Source organism: Mucilaginibacter dorajii (assembly GCF_024808255.1).
GTDB lineage: Bacteria > Bacteroidota > Bacteroidia > Sphingobacteriales > Sphingobacteriaceae > Mucilaginibacter > Mucilaginibacter dorajii.
In genome coordinates, this window is record NZ_JANTYS010000005.1 from 225,153 (window position 1) to 240,149 (window position 14,997).

17 protein-coding genes are annotated in these 14,997 nt (G+C 39.6%); 9 read left to right on the top strand and 8 right to left on the bottom strand.

The genetic code is table 11. From position 1 onward, the window contains the following. Nucleotides 1-9 precede the first annotated feature (9 nt). Nucleotides 10-1,632, top strand: coding sequence for a capsule assembly Wzi family protein (locus FHS10_RS08885; RefSeq protein WP_259089458.1), 1,623 nt, complete (start codon nt 10-12; stop codon nt 1,630-1,632). Between the two features lie 60 nt (nt 1,633-1,692). On the opposite strand, the gene FHS10_RS08890 is transcribed toward FHS10_RS08885, so the two are convergent. Next, nucleotides 1,693-1,827 carry a hypothetical protein gene (locus FHS10_RS08890; protein ID WP_259089459.1) on the bottom strand — a complete coding sequence of 45 codons (135 nt, stop codon included), beginning with the start codon at nt 1,825-1,827 and terminating at the stop codon, nt 1,693-1,695. Between the two features lie 79 nt (nt 1,828-1,906). Between FHS10_RS08890 and FHS10_RS08895 the strand changes: the two genes are divergently transcribed. From FHS10_RS08895 to FHS10_RS08915, 5 genes are all read left to right on the top strand, one after another. Further along, on the top strand, nt 1,907-2,953 hold the full coding sequence (locus tag FHS10_RS08895) for a winged helix DNA-binding domain-containing protein (protein ID WP_259089462.1): 1,047 nt from the start codon (nt 1,907-1,909) through the stop codon (nt 2,951-2,953). A gap of 107 nt (nt 2,954-3,060) precedes the next feature. After that, nucleotides 3,061-3,615 carry a carboxymuconolactone decarboxylase family protein gene (locus tag FHS10_RS08900; RefSeq protein ID WP_259089466.1) on the top strand — a complete coding sequence of 185 codons (555 nt, stop codon included), beginning with the start codon at nt 3,061-3,063 and terminating at the stop codon, nt 3,613-3,615. Nucleotides 3,616-3,805: 190 nt separating this feature from the next. Beyond that, complete coding sequence (locus FHS10_RS08905) at nt 3,806-4,222, top strand: nuclear transport factor 2 family protein (protein ID WP_259089468.1); 417 nt, start codon at nt 3,806-3,808, stop codon at nt 4,220-4,222. 9 nt (nt 4,223-4,231) lie between these two features. After that, complete coding sequence (locus FHS10_RS08910; RefSeq protein WP_259089470.1) at nt 4,232-5,128, top strand: helix-turn-helix domain-containing protein; 897 nt, start codon at nt 4,232-4,234, stop codon at nt 5,126-5,128. Between the two features lie 44 nt (nt 5,129-5,172). After that, nucleotides 5,173-5,949, top strand: a complete 777-nt coding sequence (locus FHS10_RS08915; RefSeq protein WP_259089472.1) for a DNA-formamidopyrimidine glycosylase family protein — start codon at nt 5,173-5,175, stop codon at nt 5,947-5,949. A 46-nt stretch (nt 5,950-5,995) separates the two neighbouring features. On the opposite strand, the gene FHS10_RS08920 is transcribed toward FHS10_RS08915, so the two are convergent. From FHS10_RS08920 to fbaA, 4 genes are all read right to left on the bottom strand, one after another. Beyond that, nucleotides 5,996-6,583: a hypothetical protein gene (locus FHS10_RS08920; RefSeq protein WP_259089474.1), complete on the bottom strand. Its 588-nt coding sequence runs from the start codon at nt 6,581-6,583 to the stop codon at nt 5,996-5,998. A 111-nt stretch (nt 6,584-6,694) separates the two neighbouring features. Then, on the bottom strand, nt 6,695-7,120 hold the full coding sequence (locus tag FHS10_RS08925) for a GNAT family N-acetyltransferase (RefSeq protein ID WP_259089483.1): 426 nt from the start codon (nt 7,118-7,120) through the stop codon (nt 6,695-6,697). Next, on the bottom strand, nt 7,089-7,595 hold the full coding sequence (locus FHS10_RS08930) for a low affinity iron permease family protein (protein ID WP_259089485.1): 507 nt from the start codon (nt 7,593-7,595) through the stop codon (nt 7,089-7,091). The genes FHS10_RS08925 and FHS10_RS08930 overlap by 32 nt, the downstream gene beginning before the upstream one ends. A gap of 94 nt (nt 7,596-7,689) precedes the next feature. Next, nucleotides 7,690-8,769 (bottom strand): class II fructose-bisphosphate aldolase, encoded by a 1,080-nt coding sequence (gene fbaA / locus FHS10_RS08935; RefSeq protein ID WP_259089487.1) that lies wholly within the window; start codon nt 8,767-8,769, stop codon nt 7,690-7,692. Between the two features lie 299 nt (nt 8,770-9,068). Here fbaA and accD point away from each other — a divergent pair, with 299 nt between their 5' ends. Next, the gene (gene accD / locus FHS10_RS08940) at nt 9,069-9,914 is read left to right on the top strand and encodes an acetyl-CoA carboxylase, carboxyltransferase subunit beta (protein WP_259089821.1); all 846 of its coding nucleotides are present in this window, start codon (nt 9,069-9,071) and stop codon (nt 9,912-9,914) included. 133 nt (nt 9,915-10,047) lie between these two features. On the opposite strand, the gene FHS10_RS08945 is transcribed toward accD, so the two are convergent. The 3 genes from FHS10_RS08945 to glmM all read right to left on the bottom strand — a co-directional run bounded on the left by FHS10_RS08945 (nt 10,048) and on the right by glmM (nt 13,354). Next, nucleotides 10,048-10,443: a hypothetical protein gene (locus FHS10_RS08945; protein WP_259089488.1), complete on the bottom strand. Its 396-nt coding sequence runs from the start codon at nt 10,441-10,443 to the stop codon at nt 10,048-10,050. 200 nt (nt 10,444-10,643) lie between these two features. Next, nucleotides 10,644-11,780: a cysteine desulfurase family protein gene (locus tag FHS10_RS08950; protein ID WP_259089491.1), complete on the bottom strand. Its 1,137-nt coding sequence runs from the start codon at nt 11,778-11,780 to the stop codon at nt 10,644-10,646. 191 nt (nt 11,781-11,971) lie between these two features. Then, nucleotides 11,972-13,354 carry a phosphoglucosamine mutase gene (gene glmM, locus FHS10_RS08955; RefSeq protein ID WP_259089496.1) on the bottom strand — a complete coding sequence of 461 codons (1,383 nt, stop codon included), beginning with the start codon at nt 13,352-13,354 and terminating at the stop codon, nt 11,972-11,974. A 274-nt stretch (nt 13,355-13,628) separates the two neighbouring features. On the opposite strand from glmM, the gene FHS10_RS08960 reads away from it, so the two are divergent. Then, nucleotides 13,629-14,192, top strand: a complete 564-nt coding sequence (locus FHS10_RS08960) for a phosphatase PAP2 family protein (protein ID WP_259089503.1) — start codon at nt 13,629-13,631, stop codon at nt 14,190-14,192. After that, nucleotides 14,192-14,908: a ZIP family metal transporter gene (locus FHS10_RS08965; protein ID WP_259089505.1), complete on the top strand. Its 717-nt coding sequence runs from the start codon at nt 14,192-14,194 to the stop codon at nt 14,906-14,908. Before FHS10_RS08960 ends, FHS10_RS08965 begins: the two co-directional genes overlap by 1 nt. The last annotated feature ends 89 nt before the right edge of the window (nt 14,909-14,997 follow it).

Here is a 14,997-nt window from a genome sequence, read left to right on the forward strand (position 1 = left end):
TTTGTTGCGATGCAAAAACTCTACTTCTTTAGTTTCAAAAAAACTTTTTTGTTAGCAGGAATTATCCTGTTTTCGGTGCAATTAAGTAACGCGCAGTCTACTTATCTGCCCGACTCGTACCAGTTATATCAAAAATTCAACGCTGATATTTATTCAACAAAAAGTGCGTTCCATACTTCTATGCGCCCTTTTTTGATTGATAGCCTAATTCAGCACACTTATGATTCGGTGATGAATGTGGGGGTAAGTGATAAAAGAAAAAGCTGGCTTAACCGTAAAATATTTAATGAGCACCTGTTTGACGTAAAAAAAGCCGACTATACTTTTTACGGCGACGTGATCCTGGACGAAACCATTGGCCGCGATTTCACCGGGAAAAAATCTACATATTTAAATACCCGCGGCTACCAATTTGGCGGTACAGTTGGCACTAAATTTTCATTTTTTACCAGCGGTTTTGAAAATGCGGCAAAATTCCCTACCTATTATAATAATGTTGTTGGGTCTACCGGATTTATTCCTGGTCAGGCTTACCTGCGCAATTATATAGGGCAAACAAAAAATACAGCGGATTGGTCGTACGTTACTGCCATTTTATCATACAATGTTACCCCAAATGTTAACATTACCATGGGTGAGGATAAAATGTTTATAGGTGACGGATACAGGTCATTATTACTATCAGATTATGCCGCCAATATGCCCTTATTAAGAGTTACCCTAAACTTAGGCAAACATGTGCAATACATGGCTACATGGGCTTACCTTGAAGACACACGTGAAAAACGATACGACACCTTTGGTGGCAATCGTCGTAAATGGGCATTTTTCCATTACATAGATTGGAATGTGAGTAACCGGGTTTCTTTCGGTTTCTTCAATGCGGTGATCTCGCCAGAAGCCGATGAAAACGGCAACAGACGAGGGTTTGACGTTAACTTCATAAACCCTATCTTATTTTCGAGTTCATTAGGCCCATCTCAGCAACCAAAGGACAACACCCTTGTTGGCTTTACAGGCAAGTATAAAATACTGGATAAAACCGCTTTATATGCGCAATTACTGTTAGATAGATTTAAAGGCAGTGATTTCTTCTCGGGCAAAACCAATGATAATACTAACGGCGTACAGGTTGGGATCCGCGGGGCCGATTTATTGGCTGTTAAACGTTTTAACTATTTATTTGAGTTTAATACTGTTAAGCCATACACCTATCAAAACACCAACACTATTAGCAGTTACGCTTTTTATGGCGATCCGCTTGCCCATCCATATGGCGCAAACTTTAGGGAGTTTTTAGGGATTCTTAATTACTCCATTGGAAGAATAGATTTGCAGGGGCAATTGAACTATGCTAAATATGGCCTGGATGCTACTACCACTATAAACAACGGTAAAATAGTAACCAAGCCAATTGTACCAGACGGCAGTACAACAATTGGGCAGGGTTTAAATACACAACTGTATTATGCCGAAGGTACCGTGTCATTCCTGATCAACCCAAAATACAACCTGCGCTTTGAATTAAGCGGACTTTACCGCAAGGAAAGCAACAGTGCCGCAGATAATAAAACCACCATGTTAACCTTTGGCTTGCGGAGCTCGTTCAGAAATTTATACCACGATTTTTAAACCGACTTTAATCTTAGATAACTAAAAATATTGTTTGACCGGGATGAGTAATTTTTCCGGTCATTTTTTTACACTCATAATGGTGCCGGTTACAACACCTATGGCAATACCAGCCTTAAAACTATGCAACGCAATACCTATTACTATACCTATTACAAATCCGCCTGCAAAATAATTTCCGTTTAGTCTATTCATTAGTTTTATATTGTTTCTATTGCTGACAGGCTGTTGTCATTTCGGCGTGGTAAATTTATAAAATATTAATAGCGTTACTATGGATGATCATCGCCTTGCCGACTTAAGAGTATACAACCAGCATATCAATAACCCTAAATTTAAAAACCCTGAAGACGTAGTTAAAACTATGCTGGCCATGCAGGCCCAGGATTACGCCGGTGCGAAATGGGCTATTGGTTTAAGAATGCAGAAAGCAAATGAGGCACTTATTGAGCAAGCTATAACCGATGGTAAAATATTGCGTACGCACTTATTAAGGCCAACCTGGCACTTTGTTTCTCCATACGATATCCGTTGGCTATTGGCACTTACCAGGCCACGAATAGACTCGATAAATGCCGGTATGTATAAAAAATTTGAACTTGATGCAGCCATTTTAAATAAAGGCAATGATGTATTTGCTAAAGCCCTGCAAGGCAACAAACAGCTTACCCGTGCCGAATTGGTGGAAGTTTTAAACCAAAACAGTATCCCTACAGACGACCTGCGATTTACTTTATTACTCATGCACGCCGAACTTGACGCGGTTATTTGCAGTGGTGCCCGTGTTGGTAAACAATTCACTTATGCTTTACTTGATGAACGCGCACCTGCTACCCCACAATTAAGTCGACAGGAAGCATTAACAAAATTAGCGGAGGCTTATTTCAACACACGCGGCCCGGCTACAGTACATGATTTTGCCACATGGTGTGGCCTTACCATCGCAGATTGCATCATTGGATTAGAAAACGTAAAACAGCAATTGGCAAGCGAAGTAATAGATGGTAAAACATATTGGATGCCAAATGATATTGAAGAAGTATCTACAAAACACAAAGCTTACCTGTTACCCGCGTATGATGAATTTGCCATTGCTTATAAAGACCGCGAGGCCCTGGTAAACCCTAAATACCTGGCACAGGCACGTCACGTAATTTTTGACCCCGTTGTTGTAGTTGATAACCAGGTTGTAGGAAACTGGAAAAGGACTATTAAAACAAGTAAAATCGACATCAGCCTTAATCTGTATGGTAAGTTGAATAAACAGCAGCTTAAAGCAGTTGAGGCAGCGGTCAAAAGCTACCAAAAATTTATGGAGTAAACCGCCTGGGAAAATTGTCCATGCATTGACGAAGTTCATCCATGTTATAAAATTGCCGGCAGTTGCATTTTTGTATTGTCAATAACGACAAATAAAAAATTACAACAATGACACGTTTAAAAGCACTAAATCCAGACGAAGCTACAGGTAAAACAAAAGAATTATTTAACGCCATACAAAGTAAATTAGGTGTAGTACCCAACATGATGCGTACCATGGGTAACTCGCCCGCGCTATTAGAAGGTTACCTTAACCTGAGCGGCGCACTTAGCCACGGTAAACTTGGCGCAAAAACAGGTGAGTTGCTTGCATTAGCTATATCAGAAAAGAACAATTGTGATTATTGTTTATCAGCACATACCTACATTGGCGAAAAACTGGTTCACATTGATGCCGAAGCTTTAAACAATGCCCGCAGCGCAAACAGTGCAGATGCTAAAACAGCGGCAATTTTAAACTTTGCCAATGTGATAACCACAAAACAAGGTATGGTAAGCGATGCCGATGTTAATGCGATAAAAGAAGCCGGACTTACTGATGGTGAAATTGGCGAAATTGTTGGTCACGTTGCATTAAACGTTTTAACCAACTACTTTAACAATATAGCTAAAACAGCGATAGATTTCCCGGTTGTACGGGCTTACAACTCAGTTGAAGCATAATTTAGGGAACAAGGATAAAGAGAGCAAGGAATAAGGACAAAGAGAATAAGGATAAAAGAACAATGTCATAATGTTATGTCATTGTTCTTTTATCTTCTGTTCGATCTTTGTTCCTTGATCCTTTTATCCTTTATCTTTGATACTCCTTTTATCCTTTACTTTGATATTCCTTTCACCTAAAAAACACATCATGGAAAACAAACGTTACCCCCTCCCTCCTTTTAATATGGAAACCGCCCTGCAAAAAGTGCAGGCCGCCGAAGATGCATGGAATACCCGCGACCCTGAAAAGGTTTGCCTTGCATACACCATTGATACCGAATGGCGCAACCGCACCGACTTTATTAATGGCCGCGAAGAAGTTAAACAATTTTTAAAAGCCAAATGGGAAAAAGAGCTGGATTACAAACTCAAAAAAGAACTTTGGGGTTTTCGTGAAAACCGGATGGCTGTGCGATTTGAATATGAATGGCATGATAAAACCGGCCAATGGTACCGCAGCTACGGAAACGAATTATGGGAGTTTGATGCTGATGGCTATATGCAAAAAAGATTTGCCAGTATTAATGATCTGCCCATAGCAGAAGCAGACAGGAAACTATTTTAAGCGTTTTAAATGACCGACCAATCTAATACTTTCACCCTGGTTGATCCTATAAAAGGCAACCTTGCCTTTAAACTGTTTTCGTTTGAAAACAACAGCTATTTTGATCACCTGCAGCGCAATAATTATTTTTCCATAATCTGGATAAAGGAAGGATCGGGCAAACTGAAATCCGATTTTTCGTCATATAGCTTTGATACGGATACCCTTTTAGCTTTTGCACCTTATCAGCCTTTTATGCTGTCAACAGATAAACCAATAAAGGGCGTTTCTATTCAATTTCATCCCGATTTTTTTTGTATCCATAAGCATCATAAAGAGGTATCATGCAGCGGGGTTTTGTTTGACAATATTTATCATCCACCATATGTAAAAGTTGACACCACAAGCGCGGCAACTTTCAACCTGATCATAAACCAGGTAAAAGCCGAAATACCCAACGATGGCCTGGCACAGTATGAGATATTAGTATCCTACCTCAAAATCTTCCTGATTACCGCGTCGAGATTAAAAACCGAGCAGCAGGTGATGGCCAAAATGCCGGATGATGCTAATAAAGAACCTTTTATTTTGCAGAACCTTAAGGAGGCTATTGAAGAGCATTACAAAACCAGGCATAGCGCCAGTGATTATGCCGATTTGCTTAACATTTCGGCAAAAGCACTTGCCCGTATCACCAAAACACACTTTAATAAAACCATCAGTAACCTGATTGCCGAACGCATTATTATTGAAGCAAAAAGAGAATTGTATTTAACCAACAAGCCAGTAAAAGAAATTGCCTGGGAGCTGGGTTATGAAGATGAATACTATTTCAGCAGGTTTTTTAAAACTAATGCCGACGTTTCACCCCAGCTTTACCGTGATACTGTCGGCTTTAACCGGATGGCAGATTTGGCTATAAACTAAAACTTATACCCCTATATTTGGTTAAATCTATAAAGACGTATAACATGCCAGAACTACCAGATCTTCAAGCTTTCAGCTATAATCTTGATAAAAAACTTGCCGGTAAAACAATTAAAGAGATTGTTACTGTTAACGCGAAAAAACTAAACGTTACTCATCAAGTATTGAAAGAAACCCTGGAAGGACAAAAGCTTGATAAAATTTATCGCGAAGGTAAAGAGCTTTATATTAAATTTAGCAAAGGCGATATATTAGGTTTACACCTGATGCTCCATGGTAAGTTATACCTCACTCATGGCAAAAACGACAATAAATACCCCATTATTGAATTATATTTTAATGATGATACCGGCCTTGTGCTTACCGATTTTCAGGGGATAGCTACGCCTACCTTAAATCCCGAAGAAAAGGAAGCGCCAGATGCTTTATCAAAAGAAGCCGGTGCAGATTATCTTATCAATATCTTACAAAAGAAAAAAACCAACGTCAAAACCATCCTGCTTGATCAAAAGATCATCCGTGGAATTGGTAATGCTTATGCCGATGAGATCCTTTGGCATGCCGGCATCTCGCCTTTTTCTATAAGTAATAAAATCCCCACTAATAAAGTAAAAGACTTAGCTAAATCGATTGACGCGGTATTGAAAGATGCCGAAAAGTCAATCTTAAAATCAAACCCTGATATTATCAATGGCGAGGTAAGGGATTTTATGCTGATTCACAATTCAAAGAAAACCCACAGCCCCAAAGGTGCCGAAATCAAAATAAAAGACGGTTCACGTAAAACTTATTATACAGACGAGCAGGATCTGTTTGAATAAAAGCGTTTTTGCTCATCTTCAAATCAATTAAAGATGAGCAAAATAATTACTTCAGCTTTTTAACCAGCACATTAAAATCGGCACCAACTACCGGTACCTTTTTCCAGGGATTTGTTGTGCCATCTTTATGAAACATACCCCCATTGAGCAAGCCACAGGCAAAACCAATATTCGATCCGTTTTTTGTGGTTAAAAACTCAATTGAAACGAGGATATCCCCCGAAACAATAACGTGATATGCAGAAAGATCAACACTTATCAGCTGATCTCCTGATAGGCTATATTTTTTGATATAACCACCAATCTCTGCTTTAACCAGGTTACTATCGGCGGGTAATTTTCCGGCCATTTGGTAAACATTTACTTTAAACGGAATGCTATCATTTGAGCGGTTATTACAATGAAATTTCAACGTAAGTAGTTCCACTTTTTTGTGGCCCGCATTCATGCGGACGCCTACCTGTGCACCCTTCACAGCGTCAAATGAAGTATTTACTGAACCTTCCCTTGGTTTATTACCTATGGTTTTGGTTTTATCCTGTGCAAATGAAGCTATTACGGTAAAACAGAATAAACCGGTAAGGAAAGTTCTTAAAATGATTTTTTGAAATTGATGATAAAAATGAGTTTTCATAAGGCTATATATTATATAAGGTATCTAATTAAATGGAAGACGATGCTTTGCCAAAATTGGTTGCATCGCAATTCTATTATTATTTAGTACATTGTATATAGCAGTATGTTGTTAACTTTTTACCATTTTAAAATGTTTAATACCGGCCTCTTCAAACTCGTCCCCCATTACTTCAAAGCCGAATCTTTTATAAAGCGATACTGCCGGGGTTTGCGCATGCAGGTATATATAATCTGCATCGGCAGGCAAATCGTCAAGTACAGTTTGAACCATAGCCTGCCCTACACCAAATCCCCTAAATTTTTTTAATACCGCAAAGCGCTCCAGTTTATAACCTTTGTCTGTTTTTCTCCAGCGGCATGCACCGGCAGGTTCGGCATCAACTGTTGCTAAAAAATGAATAGATACATCTTCATTTTCCCATTCTAACTCAGGCGGGCAATTTTGTTCAACAACAAAAACTTCGCGCCTTAGCGCGAAAACAATGTCAAGATCGGCTTGTTCGCTAACTCTTTTTACTATGACTGTTGCGGGCATTGATGTAATGAGGTTTTGTTTTAAGGTGATCCAATTTGCTGATATGGTTGGCTTCGGCAGCGTCTATTGAGTGTGTGCAGGTAATATCATCCTCCAGCTCGGCCAGTTCAGATAGTTGCACATAAAACTTGTGCAGTTGATCAAGTTCTTTTTCGTTGAGATCTTCAATATCAACCATACGGTTACTTGCGCCCTGGTGCGAGGCCAATAACTCATTTAACTTTAAATGGATTGCCTTTGAATCTTTATTTTGTGATTTTTGAATCAAAAAAACCATTAAAAAAGTAACAATGGTAGTTCCGGTATTAATAATTAACTGCCAGGTATCAGAGTATTTAAATATCGGGCCAGTTACCCCCCATACAATAATTATAGATATTGCTATTAAAAAAGCGGCCGAGCTACCGGTAGCTATAGTTGCCCAGTTGGCAAATCTTTCAAATAAATTTTTATTCTTCTTAGCGTTTGCTGCCATGTTTTAATTGTTTTTGTGTGGGTTACGCTAAGTTATAAACAACAAAGCGCCGTTACAACAAATGTAACAGCGCTTTGTTAGGTTTTGATGAATATTATAGTTTGCTATTTACATCAACGCAGTTAAGGTCTTCAAAAGCAGCAGCTAACCTTTTTACAAAAGTTTCTTCGCCTTTGCGTAACCATACGCGTGGATCATAGTATTTTTTGTTTGGAGAATCTTCACCTTCAGGGTTACCAATCTGGTGTTGTAAATAAGCTTCTTTTGAAATGTAGTAATCTTTAATACCTTCCCAGTATGCCCATTGCATATCTGTATCGATATTCATTTTTACTGCACCATATGATATTGCTTCGCGGATCTCTTCCTGGCTCGAACCAGAACCACCGTGAAATACAAAGTTGATAGGTTTATCGGCAGTTAAGCCAAATTTTTGTTTTACATACTCCTGTGAATTATGCAAAATAACCGGTTGTAATTTAACGTTACCTGGTTTGTAAACACCGTGTACGTTACCAAAAGCAGCAGCAACTGTAAAACGTGGACTAACTTTTGAAAGATGCTCATATGAATATGAAACCTCTTCTGGCTGGGTATATAAGCGTGAGCTATCAACGTCAGAGTTGTCAACACCGTCTTCTTCACCACCTGTAACACCTAATTCAATTTCAAGGGTCATGCCCATTTTGGCCATACGCGCAAGATATTTAGCGCTGATCTCTATGTTTTCTTCAATAGGCTCTTCAGAAAGATCAAGCATATGTGATGAGAACAAAGGTTTACCGGTTTCGGCAAAGAATTTTTCACCATGATCAAGCAAGCCATCTATCCACGGCAAAAATTTCATCGCGGCGTGGTCGGTATGCAATATAACGGCAACACCATAGTGCTCCGCTAATAAATGAACGTGTTTAGCTGCAGATACGGCACCTAATATACAGGCCAGCAGTTTTGAATTATCTAATGATTTGCCGGCGTAAAACTGCGCGCCACCATTTGAAAGTTGAATAATTACCGGTGAATTTACCTTTTTAGCAGTTTCCATCACTGCGTTAATGGTATTGGTACCGATAACATTTACTGCCGGTAAAGCAAACTGATGCTTTTTGGCTGCTTCAAATAGTTCCTGCACCTGATCGCCGTGCAGAACACCTTTATAATTTTTTAAATCCATGAGCTTTTATTTGGGCCTCGAAGTTATAAAATTTCTTTGTTTTTGATAAGAAATGATTGAATATTAACATTTTGTTCAGCAAAATTGGCAAAGTATATTAAAACGGTAGTAAAAATGGGATAAATCGCCCCATTTAATGTATTTTCATAAATAACTTGCCCATTTTTTGCAAATTTCACATAAAACCGCCGTTCTTAATTTTTGTTAAATAATTTAAGGTTGTAAGTTTTTTATTGAGTTAGTACTTGTTTTAATATTTTTCGTTTCTTTGTAGTCAATTGAAAGAGTTAGACATAGATATGGCGTGGTTTAAACGAGAGTTGAAAGGGATAATTACGACTACTGAGGAAAAGAAGGAAGCCCCTGATGGCATCTGGAATAAATGCCCCAATTGTAAGAAACCTTTACACTATTCTGAGCAGGTTGAAAATCAATATGTTTGCCATTACTGTGGCTTTCACCTGCGCATAGGTTCAAAAGAATATTTTTCTGTTTTATTTGATAATAACGAGTTTACTGAGTTATTTCCTGACCTTACATCCGGCGATCCGCTACACTTTGAGGACACCAAAAAATATGTAGACAGGCTTAAAGAAACACAAGCAAAAACCGGCCTCAAGGATGCTATCCGCGCCGCGGTTGGTAAAATTGACGGTCAGGACATTGTGATAGCCTGTATGGATTTTAATTTCATAGGTGGTTCCATGGGATCTGTGGTAGGCGAAAAAATTGCCCGATCTATTGACCACAGCATTGCCAATAAGATCCCTTTTATGATGATCTCCAAATCTGGTGGTGCGCGTATGATGGAAGCTGCGTTTTCGTTAATGCAAATGGCCAAAACATCGGCTAAACTGGCTTTACTTGCCCAGGCTAAAGTTCCTTATATCTCTTTATTAACTGATCCTACAACAGGAGGTGTTACCGCATCATATGCTATGCTTGGCGACGTTAATATTGCTGAACCAGGTGCATTGATAGGATTTGCCGGCCCAAGGGTAATTAAAGAGACCATTAAAAAAGATCTCCCTAAAGGTTTCCAAACTGCAGAATTTGTGCAGGAACATGGTTTTCTTGACTTTATAGTTGACCGCAGGGAAATGAAAGAAAAATTAGCATCATTTTTAAAGATGATGAAAAATTAAATAGTTATTAAAGCTATCATAAAGAAGGCTACCCAGATGAGGTAGCCTTTCTTATTTATAATGATCAAGCAGCGAGTTACTTTGCTATAAGGACATCCGCAGTTATTGCCCAAGCCTTATAATCACCTATAATTTATATTCCTTCGGTACCAGGCTCATGACCTACCATTCTGCCCGTAGTTCTGCCTTGTGGCCGACTTGCAAAATCTGTTTTGGAAGGTCCTACTGAATGGAATTCATGTTTATTTGGCGGGGTTACGTCGGTTTGTTCGCTGTATGAAGCATCTGCACTTCTATCCGGCTGATCCACCTCGGCCTGGCTGTGTCTTCCAACACCTTCTGTCCTGGTTTTACGTTCTTCAGGTGTTTCGTTTGGATATTCGCCAGTTAGGTCATCTTCATCCGAGTCATCACTGTCATCTTCCAGATCAGCATTTCTCCTGTAAGCATTACTACCATTAACAGAACCTGAATTGGTATTTTCAAAATCGCTATCCCGGTTTTCCCAGGTTTCATTTTGTATATCCATAGGTTTTAATTTTAGTTGCTAATTAAATAACCTATAGAAAAACGCTATTGTTTTCCAATTAAGAAAATAATTTTCAATAAATGCGCAGATATGCAGATTAACTTCGTTGAGTGCTTTGCGGTTTCAGATGTGCAGATGAAGTTGGAGGTAGGATTAAACTTACGAAGTTTTAAAAACTTCGTAAGTTTTCGTGAGGGCAATTATGCGTTTACCAGGCAAAGTTCTTTTACCTTGGCAACAGTAAAATCAACTTCTTCTTTGGTATTATATTTTGAGAATGAGAATCTAACTGATGGGCGAGATGAACTTGCGCCAATAGCGGTAAGTACATGCGAACCAATATCGGTACCCGAGCTACAGGCGCTCCCACCCGATGCGGAGATCCCGGCAATATCCAGGTTAAACAACAACATATCGGCCATTTCCATTTCTGGGAAGGCCACGTTTAATACGGTATACAAGCTTTTATCCGCATCCGTTTCGCCATTAAAAGCAACACCCGGAATCTCGTGGGTAAGCTTACCTAACATATATGATTTTAAACCCTGGATGTGGTTTTGGTGTTGTTCCATTTCGGCATAAGCCAGTTCAAGTGCTTTGGCCAGGCCAACAATACCATAAATATTTTCGGTACCACCACGCATGTTGCGTTCTTGTGATCCGCCGTAAATAAATGGTTTAATCTTAATTTTATGGTTAATGTGCAGGAAACCTACGCCTTTAGGTCCGTGTAATTTATGACCGGCGCAAACTAAAAAATGCGTTTTAAGCTTGCTCAAATCATGTTGATAATGCCCCATCGTTTGTACGGTATCACAATGATAAATGGCGTTATACGCCTCGCAAAGGTCACCAATGCGGCTCATATCTGATAGGGTACCTATCTCGTTATTGGCATGCATAATAGATACCAGGCTGCGCTCGTTATCTTTCAGCAAGGTTTCCAGGTGGTCATAATCAACATTGCCTTTGCTATCTATATTAACAAAGCTTAGTTTGATAACTCCGGATTTTTCCAGTGCTTCCAATGTATGAAGCACGGCGTGGTGCTCAATATGGCTGGTAATGGCATGTGTAAGTTTATGATCGGCAATGCTGCAACGAATAGCGGTATTATCAGCCTCGGTACCGCTTGATGTAAAAAATATTTCGGCAGGCGATGCATGAAGCAGATTAGCTATCGTTTTACGCGATCTTTCAATTAAAGTGCGTGCTTCGCGCCCGTGCGAATGAATTGACGATGGATTACCATAGTGGTTTTCCATCACTTTGTACATTTCTTTTAAAACTTCAGGGTCAAGCGGCGTTGTAGCAGCATTATCAAAATAAACACGCATCCTTTTGGCAATTAATGAATTACCGAATTATTGAATTACTGAATTAAATTGATCCTCTTCAAATCAATAATTCAGTAATTCAATAATTCAGCAAATGGGTCAGTTAACTTGTAAAAACTCTTAATTGAATTTATAACTTAAATATTGTGCTATCCTCTAACTCAATAATTATTAAATCAATAATTCAATAATTAATTCAAAATCTCTTTAATATCAGCAATTATCTTATTTGCTAAACCGTTGGCAACAGTTTCTGAGTTGCCTTCGGAGTAAATACGGATAATCGGTTCAGTATTTGAACGGCGCAAATGTACCCATTCTTTATCAAATTCTATCTTCAAGCCATCAATTGTTGAGTGCGGTTGTTTCATGTATTTCTGCTCTACCTTAGCTAAAAGAGCATCTATATCCATTTCTGGTGTTAAAGTTATTTTGTTTTTGGAGATAAAATAACCTGGATATGACCTGCGCAGGTTTGAAACCGACTGGCCATATTTAGCCAGGTGCGTTAAAAACAGAGCGATACCAACTAAAGCATCGCGGCCGTAATGTATTTCGGGGTAAATAATGCCGCCGTTACCTTCGCCACCTATTACCGCGTTAACAGCCTTCATTTGGTTAACCACATTAACCTCCCCTACTGCTGATGCGTGATATTCACCACCTGCACTTTCTGTAACATCGCGAAGCGCACGGGTTGATGACAGGTTTGATACCGTATTCCCTAAATTATTCTGCAACACATAATCGGCAACGGCAACCAGGGTATATTCTTCGCCAAACATATTGCCATCCTCGCACACAAAGCAAAGGCGGTCAACATCCGGATCAACAGCAATACCCAAGTGTGCCCTTTTATTTAAAACTTCCTTTGAAAGCGCGGTCAGGTTTTCGGGCAACGGTTCTGGATTGTGTGGAAAATTACCGTCAGGCTCGCAATACAATTCGTGCACGGTTTTAACGCCTAAAGCTTTTAATAAAGCCGGCACAAAAATGCCACCTGTAGAATTTACGCAATCAATAACAATATTAAAATCAGCTTTCTTAATAGCTTCCACATCAACCAACGGTAAAGCCAATACCAGGTCAATATGCTTTTGAAGCCAGCTATCATCTTGAGTTACCTTACCAAGGTCATTTACGTCGGCATAGCTAAAATCGCTGCTTTCGGCAATTTCCAATACTTCCTTGCCATCGGCATCGCTTATAAATTCGCCATCTGCGTTAAGCAACTTAAGAGCGTTCCATTGTTTAGGGTTATGGCTTGCAGTAAGAATGATACCACCACCGGCCTGTTCGCCTGTAACAGCCACTTCCACAGTTGGGGTGGTTGACAAACCAAGATCTATCACATCAATGCCCAATCCCTGCAACGTACCAATAACCAGGTTATTAACCATAGTACCCGAAATACGGGCATCCCTGCCAACAACTATTTTTTTAATACCTGATTTTTTTACCGCCCAGGCACCATAGGCCGAGGTAAATTTTACAATATCTAAAGGTGTTAAACCATCACCAACAGCACCGCCAATGGTACCGCGTATCCCCGAAATTGATTTTATAAGTGTCAAAGTTGTTATTGTTTTTTTGTTGGACAAAAATAAACTATTAAACCAATAGCCGTGTACTAATTGTGGAGTTTCTGCAAACGTTTGCTCATTGAAAACTGGCTAAAAACGCTGACGAAGCCATTTTATACCTGCTCTTTTTTGATAAACGATACTCAGTTATTTTATTACAATAGCAATTAAATAATCATTGTGCCGTAATAACTGCGTGGTTGTAAAAGTTGTTTTAAAGTAATTGATAACTTTGGGGTAAAATCATACTATTTAAATTACATCGATGCCCGAATTTATTTTAAACTTTGACCGGCATTTATTTTATTTCATTAACCACGACCTTACCAATCCGTTTTTTGATGTGGTGATGCCTTACCTGCGCAACCCTAAATTCTGGATCCCGCTATACATTTTCATTATTGGCTTTTGTTTATGGCGATACCGTAAAACCGGAGCCATCATTATCATTATGCTGGCAACCACAGCTGGCTTTGCCGATTTCACCAGCGCCAGCATTATTAAATACAACGTAAAACGACTTCGCCCCTGCCGTGATCCAATAGTGAGCACAACCGATATAGCCCGTGTTCCCTGCGGAACAGGATACAGCTTCCCATCAACCCATGCTACCGATCATTTTGCCATGGCTATATTCATGTGCATGTTGTTTGGAAAAAAATGGCGTTGGATTTGGTTTTGGGCTATCTTATGGGCTGGGTTAATCAGCTTTGCCCAGGTATATGTCGGTGTGCATTTCCCGGTAGATGTTATTTGCGGCGCTATTTACGGTTCGCTTGTAGGAGTTCTGTTTGCTTACCTGTTTAAAAAAATACAACCTGCCTTTTAATGGAGTTTTGGAAAGTTTTAATCTTATTTTTTAGCGCATCATTCGGTGGGCTCTCTGTATTCCTGTTTAAGGGCGATAATCATAAAATGCTCAAACTGGTGCTGTCTTTTAGCGGTGCTTACTTGTTTGGCATTACTGTACTGCATTTAATTCCGGATGCTTATCATGGTAATGACAACTATGTGGGGGTATTTATACTCATCGGTTTCCTGTTCCAGATAGTGCTGGAGCAATTTTCGGATGGGATAGAACACGGTCATATGCATAAACATGTGCATGATGTTGCTGTCTTCCCAATCGGGATCATGGTAAGCCTTTGCCTGCACGCTTTTTTAGAGGGAATGCCGCTTGCACAGGGTAACCAGGACCAGTTGGTTTATGGTATAGCCTTGCACCATATCCCGGCAGCGTTTGCTTTAGGTACAGTGCTGTTAACCAACAAACAAGGCAAGCAGAAAACAATATTCTTTATCCTACTATTCGCGATAATGGCACCGGCGGGTTACTTTTTCAGTAACGCCTTAAGCACAGGTAACATTGGCAACCTGCAACACTACTTTAACCGCATCATGGGCATAGTGATCGGCATTTTCCTTCATATTTCAACCACCATCCTATTTGAATCAAGCTCGGATCATAAATTTAACATGCGCAAAATGATAGCCGTATTACTGGGCGTAGGGATTGCTTTGGTAACATTCCTGGGCGAGTTGTAGAAGCCTTGCCCCCTAACCCCCTAAAGGGGCAACTAAAGCGGCAAAGTTTTTAGATCCTGCAATTCAAAAGCTCCCCCTTTAGGGGGCTG